Below are 18,098 nucleotides of genomic sequence, written 5' to 3'. Positions count from 1 at the left end.
AATAGATGTTTCAAGATCCTGTCCTGATGAGTCGAGCGTTAACGGCACTCACGCTGGGCTTCCACGTGATTTTTGCCACACTCGGCGTCGGGGTTCCACTTTTAATTTTATTGGCTGAATTTTTAGGGATTAAAAAGAAAGATCCAAAATACACACTCATGGCCCGACGGTGGTCACGAGGGTATGTCGTGACCGTAGCGGTCGGTGTTGTCACAGGGACGGCCATCGGGCTGCAATTATCCCTATTGTGGCCGAACTTGATGCGCGTGGCCGGTCAGACGATTGCGCTCCCGCTATTCATGGAGACGTTCGCGTTCTTCTTTGAAGCCATCTTCCTCGGTATTTATTTGTACACGTGGGACCGCTTTAAAAACCCATGGCATCATATGCTCGTCGGGATTCCCGTCGCGGTCGGGGCATTGTTCTCCGGTTTCTTCATTACAACGGTGAACAGTTTCATGAACCAACCGGTCGGGTTTGATATCATCGACGGACGACTTGCGAACGTGAGTCCGATTGAGGCGATGTTCAGTCCGGCCATGCCGACGAAGATGTCGCACGTGCTCACGTCGGCCATTTTGACGTCTGCTTTCATTTTGGCGGCAATCGCTGCGGTGCAACTTCTCCGTAGCCATCGCAACCAGCTCGACCAAGCGACGATTGCCTACCATAAGCGCGGGCTTCGCTTGACGATGACGGTCGCGTTGATCTTCGCGATTGCGACAGCGCTCGTCGGTGACTTCTCTGGTAAATATTTGGCGAAGTATCAGCCGGACAAATTGGCGGCTGCGGAATGGCACTTTGAGACGTCGTCTGAGGCCGAGCTCATTTTAGGGGGCTGGCTCGAAGATGACGGACAGGGTGGATACGAAGTGCGCGGGGCCATCAAGATTCCGTATGCGCTCTCGATTTTAGCCGGTGGTGTCCCGGACTATGAAGTGACGGGATTGAACGAGTTCGCGAAAGAGGACCAACCGCCGCTCTTTGTCCACTATCTGTTCGATGCGATGGTCGGGATTGGGATGCTCTTGGCACTCATTTCGTTCCTATTCGTGCTCGGACGGTATATTAAACGCTTGAACCAATTCAGTAAACCGATGCTCATCGCCATCGCAGCCGGTGGTCCGCTCGCGATGATGGCCATCGAATTTGGTTGGTTCTTCGCCGAATTCGGTCGTCAGCCTTGGGCGCTGTATGAACTTATGCGCACGAGTGAAGCGGCGACGACGTCGGCGAACGTTGGTTGGATGCTTGTCGCTTTCGCGATCCTCTATGCGGTTCTTGGCGTGGTCACGGTGCTCGTCTTGACGCGTCTGTTCAAGGACAACCCAGTTGGGAAAGAACTAAAACAATCGGAACATCGCGGTGAAGCGATGTTTGCCGATGAAGTGTGATCGGAGGGTATGACATGGAGATTCAAGAATTAGGGATTGCCGTCTTATGGACGTTCTTGTACGGTTATCTCATTGTCGCATCGATTGATTTCGGTGCTGGCTTCTTCGCTTTCTATAGCAAGTACACGAAGCGAGACCATATGGTCAACCGTCTGATTGCACGGTATTTATCGCCGACGTGGGAAGTGACGAACGTGTTTTTCGTCTTCTTCTTCGTCGGGATCGTCGGGTTCTTCCCGGATACGGCCTACTACTACGGGACGGCACTCCTCATCCCGGCCTCGGTCGTGTTGATTCTTTTGGCGATTCGCGGTAGCTTTTACGCGTTCGCGAACTACGGTTCAAAAGAGAGCACGCTCTATATGTTCTTGTATGGGGCGACCGGTTTGTTGATTCCGGCCTCGATGTCGACTGTCCTCACGGTCAGTCAAGGCGGGTTCATCAACGAGACGGAGGCTGGCGTCTTTTTCGACGGCATGAAGTTGTTCACGAACTTCTACTCGTGGACGGTCGTCACGCTCGCCATCGTCTCGGTGCTCTACATCAGTGCGATGTTCCTCTTGTTCTATGCGGATAAAGCCGGGGACAAGACAGCGATGGGGCTCGTCCGGAAATGGGCGCTGTTCTGGAGTGTTCCGACCATCATCGCCTCGGGCCTCGTCTTCTTTGGTCTCAAGTCACAAGCGGCTTGGCACTATGAGCGGATTTTGGCGGGCAACTGGTGGTGGTTCGCCGTTAGTTTCATCTTCTTCGTCGCAGCGGTCGCGCTCGTCTATTTGAAGCGGAACTACGGAATCGCGTTCCTCATGGTCATGGGTCAGTTCTTCACGGCCTGGTTCGGCTACGGATATACGCATTTGCCGTATATTTTGTATCCGTATATTGATATCAACGGAAGCGTCGTCAACGAGTCGATGGCCATCGCGCTCGTCGTCGTCTTCATTCTAGGTTTGTTACTCCTCGTTCCGGCACTATATTTGTTGCTTCGACTGTTCTTGTTCGACAACGATTACGTGCGTGGCAAACGTTCGAGCGGCAAAGCGTAAGACCGGGTCTTCCCGGTCTTTTTTTATATAGTTTTTTTTTAGTGAATCGGTTACACTGAACGAAGAATCGAGAACAGAATGCGCGGTTGGAAAGGGATGTATGAATCATGACAGGTGAATTTGCAGTCATCGGGTTAGGACGTTTTGGCGGGTCGATCGTTCGTGAGTTGTCGGCGAACGGATACGATGTCCTCGCCATCGATGCGGACGAAGAACGCGTCAACGAATTTATGGGATTGGCCACGCACGCTGTCATCGCCGATACGACAGACGAGAACGTATTGAAGAGTCTCGGAATTCGTAACTTCGAGCATGTCATCGTGGCGATTGGGGAGAATATCCAAGCGTCGATTTTGACGACGCTCATCTTGAAAGAGCTCGGCGTTCAAATCATCACGGTAAAAGCGACGAACGACTACCATGAGAAAGTGTTGCGCCGCATCGGGGCCGACAATATCGTCCATCCGGAACGTGACATGGGCGTCCGAATCGCCAATGGGTTGATGAGCCAAAGTATTTTGGATTATTTGGAGCTCTCGAACGAACATTCGATCGTGGAGATCAAGGCCGGCGAGAAGCTGTCGAACAAGTCGCTCATCGACTTGGACCTCCGCGCCAAATACGGCGTCAACATCGTGGCGATTCGCCGTGACGACGACGTCCTCATCTCGCCGCAAGCAGACGAGATGATTTTGCCGGAAGACATTCTAATCATCATCGGGAAAGATACCGACCTCGACCGACTCGAACGTACACTTCGGTCCAGATAAAAACGAGAGGCGCGCGCCTCTCGTTTTGTGTTAAATCAAATTCATTTTCTTCAAGCCGTATTCAATCCCGTCGTCGAGGATGGACTTCGTCACGTAATCGGCCGCCTCTTTCGCCTCGACGCGTCCGTTGCCCATCGCGATGCCAGTTCCGACGTATTGGAGCATCGCTAAATCGTTCAGCGCATCACCGAACGCATACGTGTTCTCGAGCCGGTAGCCGTTCGCTTCGATGAAGTGACGAATGCCGTCGGCCTTGCTCGCCCCGCGATTGATGACGTCCATCGCGTGCGGGTGCCAGCGGATGAAGTCGAACTCTTCGTAGGCGTTCACGTAATGGTGCTCATCTTCGGGTGTGCAGTATAGGAGCGTCTGGTAGACGTCTTGTTCTTTATGGAAGTTCGGCGCAAACGAAGGAATCGGTATGTCGAGCTCGCCGAGTGATTGCTCGACGATGGTATCGTTTCGCCGGGTCGCCCCGCCTCGATGCTGACCGAGATAGACGAGCGTATGATCATTTGAATCGGCATGACAGGTCAGACGCGTCAACGCGCTCGTCGGCAACGTGTTCCGATAGACGACTTCTCCGTCATGCACGACGATTTGCCCGTTGTAGCAGACGAAGCTATTGATTCCGACTTGCTCGGGAATGTTCGATAACATCGCCGGTCCACGGCCTGTCGCGATGAACGTCTCGACACCGTTCACCTGTAACTGTTTGATTGCGCGGATGGTCGAGGGCGGGATGTACGTTCCGTCGTGAAGAAGGGTCCCGTCAATGTCGAAAAAGACAACTTTCTGATCTTCCATGTTCATTCACCCACCATGCTTTCTCTGTCTGATAATGGTCTTGCTATACTCAAAAGCATAACATGAAATCGCGAAACAACCCTCAATCTGACGTCATTAGTGAAATATTGACACAATATGAGCTATAATGAAGAAAGAATCTTAAGGAACGTAACCATACTGCGAGAATCACTTATGTTTCACATAGATGAAATCAACTATTTTAGTAAGGAGAGATTAAATGAAGTTTGTAAAGAACCACCAAACGGCCGTGTTCGCACTAGGCGGACTCGGTGAAATCGGGAAGAACACGTACGTCGTTCAATTCCAAGACGAGATTATCGTCATCGATGCCGGTATCATGTTCCCGGAGGACGATTTGCTTGGAATCGACTACGTCATTCCGGATTACACTTATCTGATTAAAAACAAAGATAAAGTCAAAGGGGTATTCATCACCCATGGACACGAAGACCATATCGGCGGCATCCCGTTTCTCTTGAAGCAAGTGAAACTGCCGATTTATGCGACGAAGCTCGCGCTTGGCCTCATCAAAGTGAAGCTTGAAGAGCACGGATTGCTTCGCGAAGCAGAACTCCACGAGATTGACGAGGATGCGATCGTCAAATTCCGTAAGACGAGCATCTCGTTCTTCCGGACGACCCACTCGATTCCGAACTCGCTCGGTGTCGTCGTCAAGACGCCGCAAGGGAACATCGTTCATACGGGCGATTTCAAGTTCGACTTCACGCCAGTCGGTGAACCGGCCGACCTCGCCAAGATGGCGGAAATCGGGAAAGAGGGCGTCCTTTGTCTCTTATCCGACTCGACGAACGCGGAAGTCGAAGGGTTCACGATGAGTGAACGTATCGTCGGCGGCACGATCAGTGAGACGTTCCGCAAAGCGGAAGGACGCATCATTTTCGCGACGTTCGCTTCGAACATCTATCGCCTGCAACAAGTCATCGACGCATGCGCCGAGACTGGACGTCACTTGCTCATCTTCGGCCGTTCGATGGAGAAGGTCATGACGATCGGGCAAGAGCTCGGATTCATCAACGTCCCGAAAGGCATGATCATCGAGGCGAACCAAATGCGCAACTATGACCCGAACGAAGTGGCGATTCTTTGTACAGGTTCACAAGGGGAGCCGATGGCAGCCCTTAGCCGAATCGCGAACGGGACGCACCGCCAAGTGTCCATCATCCCAGGTGACACGGTCATCTTCTCGTCGTCACCGATCCCAGGTAACGCTATCTCGGTCGGGAAAACGATTGACCAGCTGTATAAAGCGGGCGCGGACGTCGTCTATGGCAAGTTGACGAACATCCATACGTCAGGTCACGGCTCACAACAAGAGCAGTTGCTCATGATTCGATTGCTCAACCCGAAATTCTTTATGCCGATTCACGGCGAGTATCGAATGTTGAAAAAACATGCTGAACTCGCTGAATCGGTCGGGATTCCGAAAGAGAATAGTTTCGTCATGGATAACGGGGAAGTGCTCGCGGTCGACGCCGATTCGGCAGCCGTAACCGGCAAGATTTCCGCGAACGCCGTTTATATCGATGGGAACGGAATCGGGGATATCGGGAACATCGTCTTGCGCGATCGTCGCATCCTCTCAGAGGACGGACTCGTCGTCGTCGTCATCAGCATTGACGGCAAGACACGTAAACTCGTCTCTGGGCCGGACATCATCTCACGCGGTTTCGTCTATATGCGTGAGTCGGGTAGCTTAATTCGTGACGGCGAACGTCTATTGAAGAAGACGGTCGAACAAGGCCTCTCGAACAAGCAGATGAAATGGTCAGAGTTGAAGCAACTTGTTGCGGACACCCTCACGCCATATTTGGCACAAAAAACGAGAAGACACCCGATGGTTCTTCCGATTATCATGGAAGTATGAACGAGCGGGCTGTAGGAGACTACGGCCCGTTTTTTGAACCGAACGAAAAGGAGCGGGTGCATATGGAGCAAAAGAAGAAGAAGCGAGGATGGGTCAAGTGGGGCATCGCCGCACTACTCGTCATCTTCCTCGCCACGATGATTTATCATCAAGTCAAGCCGTTACCGGAAGGCGTATCCCGGGCGTCCGACCCGATTGCGATCTCGGATGACCAAATCGACTTCCTGTTTGACTTGACGTATCAAGGCGAAGACACCGAAGTGAATGAGTTAGAGATTTTCCAAGACGTCGAACGTTCAATCCGTGAGGCGCGCGAGTATGTCGTCATGGACTTTTTCTTATTTAACCCTTATTCGAACGAGGACCGAGAGTATCCGACCATCACGGCCCGGTTGACGACAGCGCTCCTCGAACAGATGGAGGCGTATCCGGACTTGAACGTCGTCGTCATCACCGATGAAATCAACACGACGTATAACGGGCATCCTGCCGATCATCTCGACTTATTGGAGGAGGCGGGCGCTGAAATCGTCTATACAAATTTAGATGCCCTTCGCGATCCAAACATCCTGTATTCCACTGTGTATCGGATGGCTTTCCAATGGTTTGGGGATAGCCAGAACGGCTGGCTCCCGAACCCGATGGCAAAGTCGGCACCGGACATCACCATCCGGTCCTATTTACGACTGTTGAACGTGAAGGCGAACCATCGGAAAGTCATGGTGACCGAGAACGAAGGGTTTGTCTTGTCGGCGAATCCGCATGACGCGAGCGGGTATCATTCAAACGTCGGGGTCCGCCTTGACGGTCCAATCCTCGCTGATATTTTAGAAGGCGAAGAAGCGATTGCCCGATTCTCGAAAGGCGACGAGGCGAGGTTCCCCGATGAAGAGAAGTTAGCGAACCTGCGGGAAGAAGACTCGGACGGCCCGATGCAAATCCGATACGTGACCGAGTCGAAGATTGAAGATGCGGTCATCGACGGGATGGATCAGGCGAAAGCGGGGGAGACGATTTGGGTCGGCATGTTCTATTTGGCTGACCGAGACATCATCCATGCCATTCACCGGGCCGCAGAGCGGGGCGTCTTCGTCAAACTGATCCTCGACCCGAACACGAATGCGTTCGGGCGGGACAAGTCGGGTCTACCGAACTTGCCGGTGACAGCCGAACTGAACACGGTCAACCCTGATCAAATCGAGATTCGGTGGTACGAAGTCGGTGACGAACAGTATCATCCGAAACTGTTGTATGTGGAAGGGGAACGACAAGTCGTCGTCATCGGTTCTGGGAACTATACGGCGCGTAACATGAACGACTACAATTTAGAAGCCGATGTCGAAGTCGTCGCGACGACCGAGACGGAGTTTATGAACGAAGTCGACGGCTACTTCAAACGGTTGTGGAACAATGAAGAAGGAACGTATACGCTCGCGTACGAAGAGATTCAAACGGACTTGCCAATTGGTAAGTACTTGATTTACTGGTTGCAAAAACTGACGTGGACGATGACGTACTAACAAAGAAACCCGCCTTCGTGAAGAGGGCGGGTTCAGACTGTAGACAAAACATTGTCTGCAGTTTTTTTATTTGCCCGACTAGGCACAGCTCGCTTTTCTGGGGGCAAGCAGGGAGCCGCATCGCTTAACGCTGCTGGGTCTCCCAATGCTTGCTATTCCCCTAGAAGTCTCGCCGTACCATCGGTAGGTCCACGCCTCCATCGCTCTTTCGTACCCCGTTCCTTTTTTAAACGAGAGATAGAGAAACATTCACGAAGGCGGGCTTTCGTCAGTTCGTTTCGACCGGGTTGAACTCGTTCGTATACTCGTACAGGAATCGTCCCGTATCGCGGAGCACGTCCGTCTTCCGATGAAGCGAGAAGTGGTCGTACGGGACGGTCTCCGTCGTGATGTTGTTCGTATAGTCTTCGAGGAGGAGGGAGCTCGAGGGCTCGATCAAATTGAACTCCCCGCCGCGCCCGGCGAACGACAATACTTGAACGGAACGCGGCCACGTCTCGAGCTTCGACTGGAACGCCACAAGTCCGTCCGATGTTGGGGACAAGTCCCGGATGGCGGCACTCCCTGTGTTGACGCCGAAGTTGCTCGCCGATAGACCGAAGTTGGCGAGGCGAGTGCCGGCGAACGGGCTGTCGAACGAGACGAATTTATCAATCAAGTACTCGTCTTGGTTCAAGATATAGTTCGCGGCCGCGACGCCGCCCATACTATGGCCGATCAAATACATTCGCTCGAACGACTTGTTGCGTTCGGCCTTATACGTCTCAATCGCCGCGTTCAACCATTTCGTTTGATTGTTCAGCGAAGCCTCGGCGTCTTCATATTCGATGCGGACGATCGGACGGTTCGAGCTATAGTCGTTGATGACGCAGTCGACCTCGCTCTCTGTCGAAACGGTACAGAGGGCGCCATCCTTGGCGAGGCCACGCTGCTCCATGAACTGGGAGAAGCGCAGGAACGTCCGGTCCGTCCCGAGCAGGCCATGGACGGCGAACGTCGGGATGAACTCGTCGGTCTGGGCCGCTTGGCGCACCGCCTCGGCTTTCCGTTCGGTCGTCAACTCTTCCCGGACGGTCACGATGATGATGGAGAGTGCCAAGACGACGATGAGCACACCGAGTAGACGCGAGCGAATGGACGTTTTGTTCGGGTCGCCGGCGTTCTGTCGATATTTCCGCCAAATGAAGAAACTGGCGAGGCTAACGACGACGAAAGCGACGACCGTGATGATCCACGCCTTCACGTTCGGCACATGGGCGACGAGCGTCATATTGTTTTGCCGGCCTCCGTACACTTGCCATTGGACATGCTTCATCGAACGGAGGTCGAGCCCGGTGCCGTCTTCAACAAACACACCCGTCGGTACGGTCAAGTTAAAACGAATATCGGCTTGACGGACATAGCGTTCGGCGAGCTGTTTCGGTGAGCCGCTCAAGTTGAGGCCTGGTAGCTCGATTCGGTCGAGACGTAAATCCAGGTTCGTGTTGAGCACATAGGAGTCGAACCAAATGCCTTCTTCTTTTTGCACATCGAACTCCATGTCAGGCGGGACGAGGATACCGGCTGGACCGGTCTTCCATTCTTCTTTAATGTTTTGTAACTCATCGACATTGTCGAACGTCTTCTTAAGCACCATGCCCTCGTAATCGTCTTCGCTCGAGTAGTCACGTGTCGCGTAACCGTTATCGTTCGCTTGTTGCTTCCACGTATCCCAATCGAGCCGCAAATTGAGCAGCTTCATGACGGGGTGGTCGCGAAACGCATACGTCGTCTCGAGCGTGACCGATTGATCATAATGAACAGTGGCGTCATATTCGATGCGGACACATCCCCCGATTAAAAGAAATAAAAATGGGAATACTAACAACAGCGCCTTTTTTTTCACGTTCGTCACCTCAGATTGGCTCACCATAAGTCTCAAGCGGATTGGTCGGGTTGATGCGGTCGTAGAACATGACGCCGTCTAAGTGGTCGAGCTCGTGTTGGCAGACGATGGCCCGCATGCCACGAAGGCGCAATTTGATTGGGTTGCCGTCACAATCGAACCCTTCGAGGGTGATACGGCGATGGCGCGGCACATTTCCGTTGACGACACGGTCGACAGACAAGCACCCTTCACCGCCGTTCAAGTACGTCTGCTCCACCGAGTGGCTCGTAATCCTTGGGTTGAAAATGGACAGCTTGAACGTCTCGTCTTCCTCTTGCAACAGGACGGTGAAGAAGCGGCGATTGACGCCGAGTTGCGGTGCCGCAATTCCGACGCCTCCGCGAAGCTCATATTTTTCGCTAATCTCCGGGTCCTGGCTATTGACGAGGAACGTCTCCATCTCGTCAAGCAATGCCAAATCTTCAGCCGTAGGAGGGATTGGGACTTCTGTCGAGCGAAGGCGAAGTCGGTCGTCCCCTTCACGAATCACATCTTTCATCGTTAACATGTACAACTTCCTTTCCAATTTCGATATGCCTCATTATATCATATTTAATGGGGAAATCCTCGAGATGGTACAGAAGGTGAAACGAAAATGATACAGAGGCGAAATGAGTGAAAAGATGTGTTCATGTAAGCGTTCTTATAAGGTAAGCATATTTTTTGCGTTATTATAACAACCCGTTTTATACTGTCTAAGAAACGGCAGGAACAGAATTACTTTCCTGTATCACGTTAATACAGATTGCTTTTTTGGACAGATACACTTAAGATTTGAGGTAGTGTTTGATCACAAAAAAGACAATTGTCTCATAGTTGAAAGGATGAGGTGAAACGAATGAACAACGTTCAGGTACTTCAAAACGTGGAAGAAAACTTCCAAACGTTCCGTATTCTCGACGAGAAGGGCGAAGTCGTCAACCAAGACGCTATGCCCGACGTAACGGACGAGCAACTTCAGGAGCTTATGCGCCGCATGGTCTATACTCGAATCTGGGACCAACGTGCAATCTCACTTAACCGTCAAGGTCGCCTAGGTTTCTACGCGCCAGTGGCAGGTCAAGAAGCAACGATGATCGGAACGCAATACGCGCTCGACAAACAAGACTGGATCCTTCCAGGCTACCGTGATATCCCACAACTCGTATTCCACGGACTTCCGCTTTATCAAGCGTTCTTGTTCTCACGTGGACACGTTGCAGGGAACCGCATCCCTGAAGACGTCAACGTCTTGATGCCACAAATCATCATCGGCGCACAAATCATCCAAGCAGCGGGCGTGGCCATGGGCCTCAAACGCAACGGCAACACAAACGTCGCCATTACTTACACGGGTGACGGTGGTTCATCACAAGGTGACTTCTACGAAGGTTTGAACTTTGCAGGTGCATTCAAATCACCAGCCATCTTCGTCGTTCAAAACAACCGCTTCGCGATCTCGACTCCTGTCGAGAAGCAAACTGCAGCTAAAACGATCGCGCAAAAAGCTGTCGCAGCGGGCATCAACGGAATCCAAGTTGACGGAATGGACGTTCTCGCTGTCCTCGCCGCAACGCAACAAGCGCGTAAAGACGCACTTGACGGAACGCCGACGCTCATCGAAGCACTCACATACCGCTACGGACCACATACGCTCGCTGGGGATGACCCAACACGTTACCGTACGAAAGAACTCGACACAGAGTATCAGGAAAAAGATCCACTCGTACGCTTCCGTCTCTTCCTCGAAGGCAAAAAGCTTTGGAACGAAGACATGGAGAACGAAGTGATCGAGCAAGCGAAAGCTGACGTGAAAGAAGCAATCAGCCTCGCTGACAAAGAACCAAAACAAAAAGTTTCGGACTTCATCAACAACATGTTCGAAGAACTTCCTGCTAACTTGAAAGAGCAGCTCGAAGAATATACTGCAAAGGAGTCGAAGTAAGTTATGGCTCAAATGACAATGATCCAAGCGATTACTGATGCGATGCGCGTTGAAATGAAGCGCGACGAGAAAGTACTTCTTTTCGGAGAAGACGTTGGTAAAAACGGTGGGGTATTCCGTGCGACAGAAGGCCTCCAAGACGAGCTCGGCGAAGACCGCGTCTTCGACACGCCGCTTGCTGAGTCTGGTATCGGTGGTCTTGCCATCGGTCTCGGTCTCACTGGTTTCCGTCCAATCATGGAAGTTCAATTCTTCGGTTTCGTATTCGAAGTATTTGACTCAATCGCAGCTCAAATGGCACGGATGCGTTACCGTTCAGGCGGCGCTTACAGCCAGCCAATCACAATCCGTTCACCATTCGGTGGCGGTGTAAAAACACCTGAACTTCATGCGGATAGCCTCGAAGGCTTGATGGCTCAGACACCTGGTCTTAAAGTCGTCATCCCGTCGACTCCGTACGATGCAAAAGGACTCTTGATCGCGTCAATCCGCGACAACGACCCTGTCGTTTTCCTCGAGCACATGAAGCTTTACCGTTCATTCCGTGGCGAAGTACCTGAAGGCGAATACACGATCGAGCTTGGAAAAGCAGACGTGAAGCGTGAAGGGACTGACGTTTCAATCATCACATACGGTGCGATGGTCCACACGTCACTCAAAGCAGCGGAAGAACTCGAAAAAGAAAACATCAACGTAGAAGTCATCGACCTCATGACAGTGAGCCCGCTTGATATCGATACAATCGTCGAGTCTGTTAAAAAGACTGGCCGTGCGATCGTCGTTCAAGAGGCACAGCGTCAAGCAGGTATCGCGGCAAACGTTGTAACTGAAATTCAAGAACGCGCAATTCTTCACCTCGAAGCACCAGTGCTTCGTGTGACTGCACCTGACACAGTTTTCGCCTTCGCACAAGGAGAAGACGCATGGTTACCTGACCATAAAGATGTCGTTGCAAAAGTTAAGGAAGTTATCAACTTCTGATCGTGTTCATTTGGCGATGAGGGAGAATTGTCTCCCTCGTCGTGTTTACATGATTATTTGATGGGAGGAAAAACCAGTGGCAGTATTTGAATTTAAATTACCAGACATCGGTGAAGGAATTCACGAAGGTGAAATCGTCAAGTGGTTCGTAAAAGACGGGGACACAGTAAAAGAGGATGATATCCTCCTCGAAGTACAAAACGACAAGGCTGTCGTTGAAATCCCAGCTCCAGTTGATGGAACAGTCAAAGAAGTCAAAGTCTCTGAAGGAACAGTTGCCGTCGTCGGTGACGTCCTCATCACGTTCGACATCGAAGGTGACGCGCCAGCAGGCGAAGAGGAAGCAGCTCCTGAACAGCCAAAAGCTGAAGAGAAGACTGAAGAGACAGTTCAAGCTGACGTGAAAGAAGACGGCCCGCGTGAAGTTCAACTTCACAAGTCGGAGCGCGTCATCGCGATGCCTTCGATTCGCAAGTACGCTCGCGAAAAAGGCGTCGACATCCGTGAAGTCAAAGGTTCAGGCGATAACGGTCGCGTCTTGAAAGAAGACATCGATGCGTTCGCTAACGGTGAAGCACCAGCAGCAGAAGCTACAACAGAGAAAACAGAATCTGTAGCTCCGGCAGCGGCAGCGAAAACGGAAATCAAGCCTTACGAGTCAGCTACACCTGAACTCGAAACGCGTGAGAAGATCCGTGGAATCCGTAAAGCGATCTCGAAAGCGATGGTCAACTCGAAACACACAGCGCCACACGTTACACTCATGGACGAAGTCGACGTCACGAAACTCGTCGCACTCCGTAAAGAGTTCAAACAAGTCGCGGCTGACCAAGGCGTGAAACTCACGTACTTGCCGTTCGTCGTGAAAGCATTGACAGCTGCAGCGAAAGCTTACCCAGCGATCAACGCATCAATCGACGATGTGAACGAAGAAATCGTCTACAAAAACTACTACAACATCGGTATCGCTGCTGACACGGACAACGGCCTCGTCGTTCCTGTCGTCAAAGAAGCAGACCGTAAATCAATCTATGCACTCGCTACAAACATCAATGAGCTTGCCGGTAAAGCACGTGAAGGTAAACTCGCTGGGGACGACATGAAAGGCGGATCGATCACAATCACGAACATCGGTTCTGCTGGTGGACAATGGTTCACACCTGTCATCAACCACCCAGAAGTTGCGATTCTCGGTATCGGCCGCATCGCTGAAAAAGCTGTCGTCAAAGACGGCGAAATCGTTGCAGCACCAGTGCTCGCGCTTTCATTCAGCTTTGACCACCGCCTCATCGACGGTGCGACTGCTCAAAACGCACTCAACATGGTGAAACGTTTGCTTCAAGATCCAGCACTTCTAATGATGGAGGGATAAGAACATGGTAGTAGGAGAATTCGCACAAGAAACTGATTTAATCGTCATCGGCGCCGGTCCTGGCGGATACGTCGCAGCCATCCGTGGCGCGCAACTCGGCCTCAAAGTGACGATCGTCGAGAAGGGTAACTTCGGCGGCGTCTGCTTGAACGTCGGATGTATCCCGTCAAAAGCGTTAATCACGGCTGGTCACAACTTCCAGCACGCGAAAGGTCACTCATCAATGGGGATCACGTCGGATAACGTTGCTGTCGACTTCACGAAAGTCCAAGACTGGAAACAGTCGGTCGTCAACAAGTTGACTGGCGGCGTTAAAGGCCTCTTGAAAGGCAACAAGATTGAAATCGTTCAAGGGGAAGCGTTCTTCGCATCTGAAGACACAGTCCGTGTCATCACAGAAGACAGCTCGACTCCTTACAAGTTCAAAAAAGCGATCATCGCGACTGGTTCGACACCAATCGAGATTCCATCGTTCAAATGGTCAAAACGCGTCCTTTCTTCAACTGGCGCATTGGCGCTTCCAGAAGTACCGAAAAAGCTCGTCGTCATCGGCGGCGGATACATCGGTATGGAGCTTGGAACAGCGTACGCGAACTTCGATACAGAAGTCGTCGTCGTTGAAGGCGCTAGCGACATCTTGTCTGGCTTCGAGCCGCAAATGACGCAAATCGTCAAGAAGAAGCTCAAACAAAAAGGGAACGTCACGATTCACACGAACGCGCTTGCAAAAGGCGTCGAAGAGACAGAAGACGGCGTAACCGTTAAGTTTGAAGTGAACGGCGAAGAGCAATCTGTGGAAGCGGACTACGTCCTCGTCACAGTCGGCCGTCGTCCAAACACTGGTGATATCGGTCTTGAGAACGCGGAAGTGAAAGTCAGCGACCGCGGCATCATCGAAATCGACGACCAGTGCAAGACGTCTAACGAAAACATCTACGCGATCGGTGACATCGTACCGGGACCACCGCTCGCGCACAAAGCTTCGTATGAAGCGAAAATCGCGGCAGAAGCAGCTGCAGGCAAGCCTGCGTACCTCGACTACTCAGCAATCCCAGCGGTCGTCTTCACTGACCCTGAGCTCGCGACAGTCGGTTACACAGAGCCGCTCGCAAAAGAAGAAGGACTCGACATCACAGTGTCGAAATTCCCATTCGCTGCAAACGGTCGTGCCCTCGCTCTCGACGAGCCAGACGGCTTCATGAAGCTCATCACGCGTAAAGAGGACGGTCTCTTGATCGGTGCTCAAATCGCGGGTACAGGCGCTTCTGATATGATCGCCGAGCTCGGCCTCGCCATCGAAGCAGGTATGACGGCTGAAGATATCGCACTTACAATCCACGCTCACCCATCACTCGGTGAGATGGCAATGGAAGCTGCAGAAATCGCAATCGGTATGCCAATCCACGTCGTCAAGTAACGACAAAAAATCTCTCGCTATTCGTAGCGAGAGATTTTTTTAATGTAATGGACCGTCCGCTCGACCTCTTCAAAGCCGAGACGCTCGTGAAACTGTTGGCTACCTGTATTGTCAATCTCGGTATCCGAGGCGAGCTCATAGCAACCGTTCGAGCGGGCAAACTTTGTAGCCGTCTCGATCAGTTGCGTCGCCACGTCGTTGCCTCGTTCCGGACCGATGACGTAAATCCCTTCGATGAATGCCGTCGGTTCTTCCGTGGCCCCAGGGACATAGTCATATCGAAAGCTCAGTTGGCAAAATCCGATCGGCTCCTCCGTGATGGCGAGGAAGTAATGCATCTTGTCGGAACGAAGGCCAAGTCGGACTTCGGCCGACAGCTCGGCGACTGGCGCATCCGGCCAAAGCTGATGCATCAAACGGACTAGGGTGTGTACGTCACGTGACGTCGCCTTTTTAATCTGCATCGCGCCACCTCCTTTTAGGTTTCATACATCAAGTATAAAGGAAAAATATATAGAGATGTTAGAAAGGAGGGACTCCATGATGGCGTTCGATGAAGAACTCTTATATACGGTCTCTGAGACGAGCCGTGTCCGTTTCACGGGCATCGAGACGGAGAGGGCCCGCTACGATTTCGGTTTCGTCTATACGCATCAATTCATGGGCAAGGTACTCGTCGTCTGCATGCAGACCGGCCAGTCCGCGCTTCTCGATCAACATGCATTAGAAGAGCCGAGACAGCTGTACCCGATGCTCGGGATTGCATTACGAGACACGGATCATGTCGCTGAGTTTTTGCGGTTATGTTTAGAAGAAAAAGAAATAGACTCGGAAGAATCTTCTCTTGAAAAAATGTAAGCGTTTTCTTATAATGGGTGAAGGGGAAGCAATTCGATCATCATAAGCCACCTTTTCTTTTGATGACAACAAAGCGCACCGGTCAATCGACCGGTGCGCTTTCGTGTTAACGGATGGCTTTCGTCTGTTGAATCACTTTAATCATTTGGAGCGACTCGTCCTCGAGTCCTTGGACCGGAAGGCCTGCCTCGATGTTCGCCATGATATACTCGAGCGTCGATGCGGTGATGAGCTCGCCCGGGATGATGATTGGGATTCCTGGCGGGTAGACCATGATAAACTCGGCCGAGATGCGCCCGACGGCGTTCTCGAGCGGAATCGTCTCCGTCTCTTCGTAGAACGCGTCACGCGGGCTGAGCGCGAGCGGTGGAATCTCCGGGAGCATGATGGACAACGAATCGTTGTCAGACGTGTTATACACCGAAACGACGTCGCGCATCGCGTCAATCAATGCTTGGATCGTCGATTCGTCGTCCGCGCTCGTCACGATGAAGAGGACGTTCAATAAATCGGACATCTCGACTTCAATCTGATGCTTCTCACGTAAATACTTCTCAATCTCGAAGCCGGTAATTCCGAGCTCTCTGACCGAGACGAGCACTTTCGTCTCGTCAAGGGCGTACGTCGACTCAGAATGCAGTTCGGCGTGGCCGTATACGGATAGGTGCGGCATGTTATTGATGGCCGAACGCGCTGTACGAGCGAGCGAGAGGGCACGGTTGTTCATCGCCTCACCTTTCGTCGCGAGTTGTCGCCGGGCCGCGTCGAGCGAGGCGAGCAACAAATAAGACGTCGATGTCGTCGTGATCATCGACAACATCGCGTGAATTCGCTCAGGTGAGACGAGGCCCCGACGGACGTTCAAAATTGAGCTTCCCGTCATCGAACCTCCGAGCTTATGCACGCTCGTCGCCGCGACGTCAGCCCCAGCTTGCATGGCCGAGAGCGGCAATTCGTCATGGAACGGCAAGTGGACGCCGTGCGCCTCATCGACGAGGACAGGCACGTCCTGAGCGTGCGCGACCGCGACGATGCGCTCTAAGTCACCGGCCACCCCGAAGTATGTCGGGTTGATGACGAGGACGGCTTTCGTGTCCGGGTGCAACTCGAGCGCACGTTCGACAGCGCTCGCCGTGATGCCGTGGGCGATGCCATACGTCTCGTCAAACTCCGGATGGATGAAGACCGGGTGGGCTCCTGTCAAAACGAGCGCCGACATGACAGACTTATGCACGTTGCGCGGGACGATAATCTTTTCGTTCGGTCCGACGACACCCATGATCATCGCCATGATGGCGCTTGACGTCCCTTGCACCGAGAAGAATGTCTCGTCGGCACGGAACGCGTCGGCGGCAAGTCGTTCCGCTTCAGCGATAGCTGCTTTCGGGTGATGCAAGTCATCGAGCGGTGCGATGTTGATTAAATCGATTTTGAGTGCGTTCTCGCCGATGAAGTCGCGAAACGCAGGATCCATTCCTTTTCCGCCTTTATGGCCAGGAATGTGGAATGCGATTGGATTCGTGTCGACGTGTTTGAGCAACGTGTCAAAAAGCGGTGTCTCGAGCTGTGTGGCAGCTTTCAATTTCAATAGTGAGCCCTCCTTGGAATCAGTTTGTAGGTGAGGTCGGTCAATAAAATCAAACTATATGTCTTTCCCCAATTGACGTTTAGGAACTAGTGATAAAAATGATGCAACAAAAAAACTATAGAGATTTCCAACCCAACTTGCAATAGTTTTTTTTGTTGATACAATGAGTGACGAGGTGAACAATATGCAAATCAACTATCCAATCAATCCGGACTGGACGACCGAGGAGTTAATCGACGTCGTCGAGTTCTATAACCAAGTCGCACTCGCGAACGAAGGTGGCGTCGAACGGGAGGCATTTTTAGACGCGTATCGGACGTTCAAACGAATCGTGACGTCGAAGTCCGAGGAAAAACAATTGAGTGCCGTCCACGATGAACAGACCGGATACTCCACCTATCGTACGGTCCAAGCGGCATTAAAATCAAATACAAAGATTTTAAAAGTGTGAGTGTAGAAAGTGTGAGGAGACGCAACCGTTTTCTCATGCTTTTTTTGTTAATTCCTGCAGAAATAGGGTACATATCACTAACAGTTAAATCAGGTTTAGGACCGGTTGAAGTGGGAATATACTCTCTAAGATAAAAAATTCAAAATAGTCAGACA

At 51.9% G+C, this 18,098-nt stretch carries 16 protein-coding genes; 11 read left to right on the top strand and 5 right to left on the bottom strand.

Annotation, left to right across the window (positions count from 1 at the left end; genetic code table 11):
- The first annotated feature begins 5 nt into the window (after window positions 1-5).
- The 3 genes from KB235_RS11540 to KB235_RS11530 all read left to right on the top strand — a co-directional run bounded on the left by KB235_RS11540 (window position 6) and on the right by KB235_RS11530 (window position 3,210).
- Window positions 6-1,394 carry a cytochrome ubiquinol oxidase subunit I gene (locus KB235_RS11540; protein WP_211779698.1) on the top strand — a complete coding sequence of 463 codons (1,389 nt, stop codon included), beginning with the start codon at window positions 6-8 and terminating at the stop codon, window positions 1,392-1,394.
- 14 nt (window positions 1,395-1,408) lie between these two features.
- Window positions 1,409-2,440 (top strand): cytochrome d ubiquinol oxidase subunit II, encoded by a 1,032-nt coding sequence (locus KB235_RS11535; RefSeq protein WP_211779697.1) that lies wholly within the window; start codon window positions 1,409-1,411, stop codon window positions 2,438-2,440.
- A gap of 107 nt (window positions 2,441-2,547) precedes the next feature.
- Window positions 2,548-3,210, top strand: a complete 663-nt coding sequence (locus KB235_RS11530; RefSeq protein WP_034818017.1) for a potassium channel family protein — start codon at window positions 2,548-2,550, stop codon at window positions 3,208-3,210.
- Window positions 3,211-3,240: 30 nt separating this feature from the next.
- On the opposite strand, the gene KB235_RS11525 is transcribed toward KB235_RS11530, so the two are convergent.
- Entirely contained in the window at window positions 3,241-4,017 is a 777-nt protein-coding gene (locus tag KB235_RS11525) for a Cof-type HAD-IIB family hydrolase (protein WP_211779696.1), read from the bottom strand.
- Window positions 4,018-4,237: 220 nt separating this feature from the next.
- On the opposite strand from KB235_RS11525, the gene rnjA reads away from it, so the two are divergent.
- Together rnjA and KB235_RS11515 are read left to right on the top strand one after the other, a co-directional pair.
- Entirely contained in the window at window positions 4,238-5,905 is a 1,668-nt protein-coding gene (gene rnjA / locus KB235_RS11520) for a ribonuclease J1 (RefSeq protein ID WP_211779695.1), read from the top strand.
- A gap of 62 nt (window positions 5,906-5,967) precedes the next feature.
- The gene (locus KB235_RS11515) at window positions 5,968-7,425 is read left to right on the top strand and encodes a phospholipase D family protein (protein WP_211779694.1); all 1,458 of its coding nucleotides are present in this window, start codon (window positions 5,968-5,970) and stop codon (window positions 7,423-7,425) included.
- Window positions 7,426-7,693: 268 nt separating this feature from the next.
- Here KB235_RS11515 and KB235_RS11510 read toward each other — a convergent pair whose 3' ends face one another.
- Window positions 7,694-9,319 carry an alpha/beta hydrolase gene (locus tag KB235_RS11510; protein ID WP_211780962.1) on the bottom strand — a complete coding sequence of 542 codons (1,626 nt, stop codon included), beginning with the start codon at window positions 9,317-9,319 and terminating at the stop codon, window positions 7,694-7,696.
- Window position 9,320: 1 nt separating this feature from the next.
- Window positions 9,321-9,860 carry a peptide deformylase gene (def, locus tag KB235_RS11505; RefSeq protein ID WP_211779693.1) on the bottom strand — a complete coding sequence of 180 codons (540 nt, stop codon included), beginning with the start codon at window positions 9,858-9,860 and terminating at the stop codon, window positions 9,321-9,323.
- A gap of 330 nt (window positions 9,861-10,190) precedes the next feature.
- Here def and pdhA point away from each other — a divergent pair, with 330 nt between their 5' ends.
- From pdhA to lpdA, 4 genes are all read left to right on the top strand, one after another.
- Entirely contained in the window at window positions 10,191-11,276 is a 1,086-nt protein-coding gene (gene pdhA, locus KB235_RS11500; protein WP_034808637.1) for a pyruvate dehydrogenase (acetyl-transferring) E1 component subunit alpha, read from the top strand.
- A gap of 3 nt (window positions 11,277-11,279) precedes the next feature.
- A complete protein-coding gene (locus tag KB235_RS11495; RefSeq protein ID WP_034808639.1) occupies window positions 11,280-12,257 on the top strand; it encodes an alpha-ketoacid dehydrogenase subunit beta in 978 nt (325 codons plus the stop codon).
- A gap of 76 nt (window positions 12,258-12,333) precedes the next feature.
- Entirely contained in the window at window positions 12,334-13,629 is a 1,296-nt protein-coding gene (locus KB235_RS11490; RefSeq protein ID WP_034808640.1) for a dihydrolipoamide acetyltransferase family protein, read from the top strand.
- Window positions 13,630-13,633: 4 nt separating this feature from the next.
- Window positions 13,634-15,046: a dihydrolipoyl dehydrogenase gene (gene lpdA, locus KB235_RS11485; protein ID WP_034808641.1), complete on the top strand. Its 1,413-nt coding sequence runs from the start codon at window positions 13,634-13,636 to the stop codon at window positions 15,044-15,046.
- Between the two features lie 17 nt (window positions 15,047-15,063).
- Here the strand turns inward: lpdA and aac(6') are convergent, their stop codons facing one another.
- Window positions 15,064-15,510, bottom strand: coding sequence for an aminoglycoside 6'-N-acetyltransferase (gene aac(6') / locus KB235_RS11480; protein WP_211779692.1), 447 nt, complete (start codon window positions 15,508-15,510; stop codon window positions 15,064-15,066).
- A gap of 76 nt (window positions 15,511-15,586) precedes the next feature.
- Here aac(6') and KB235_RS11475 point away from each other — a divergent pair, with 76 nt between their 5' ends.
- Window positions 15,587-15,904, top strand: coding sequence for a DUF3055 domain-containing protein (locus tag KB235_RS11475; protein WP_034807546.1), 318 nt, complete (start codon window positions 15,587-15,589; stop codon window positions 15,902-15,904).
- 106 nt (window positions 15,905-16,010) lie between these two features.
- Here KB235_RS11475 and KB235_RS11470 read toward each other — a convergent pair whose 3' ends face one another.
- Window positions 16,011-17,492, bottom strand: coding sequence for an aminotransferase class I/II-fold pyridoxal phosphate-dependent enzyme (locus KB235_RS11470; RefSeq protein ID WP_034807544.1), 1,482 nt, complete (start codon window positions 17,490-17,492; stop codon window positions 16,011-16,013).
- Between the two features lie 184 nt (window positions 17,493-17,676).
- Here KB235_RS11470 and KB235_RS11465 point away from each other — a divergent pair, with 184 nt between their 5' ends.
- Window positions 17,677-17,943 (top strand): UPF0223 family protein, encoded by a 267-nt coding sequence (locus KB235_RS11465; protein ID WP_034807542.1) that lies wholly within the window; start codon window positions 17,677-17,679, stop codon window positions 17,941-17,943.
- Window positions 17,944-18,098 lie beyond the last annotated feature (155 nt).

The organism is Exiguobacterium alkaliphilum, from assembly GCF_018138125.1.
Lineage (GTDB): Bacteria > Bacillota > Bacilli > Exiguobacteriales > Exiguobacteriaceae > Exiguobacterium > Exiguobacterium alkaliphilum.
The sequence above is the reverse complement of the archived record's forward strand: the minus strand, read 5'-3'. Positions and strand labels throughout refer to the sequence as shown.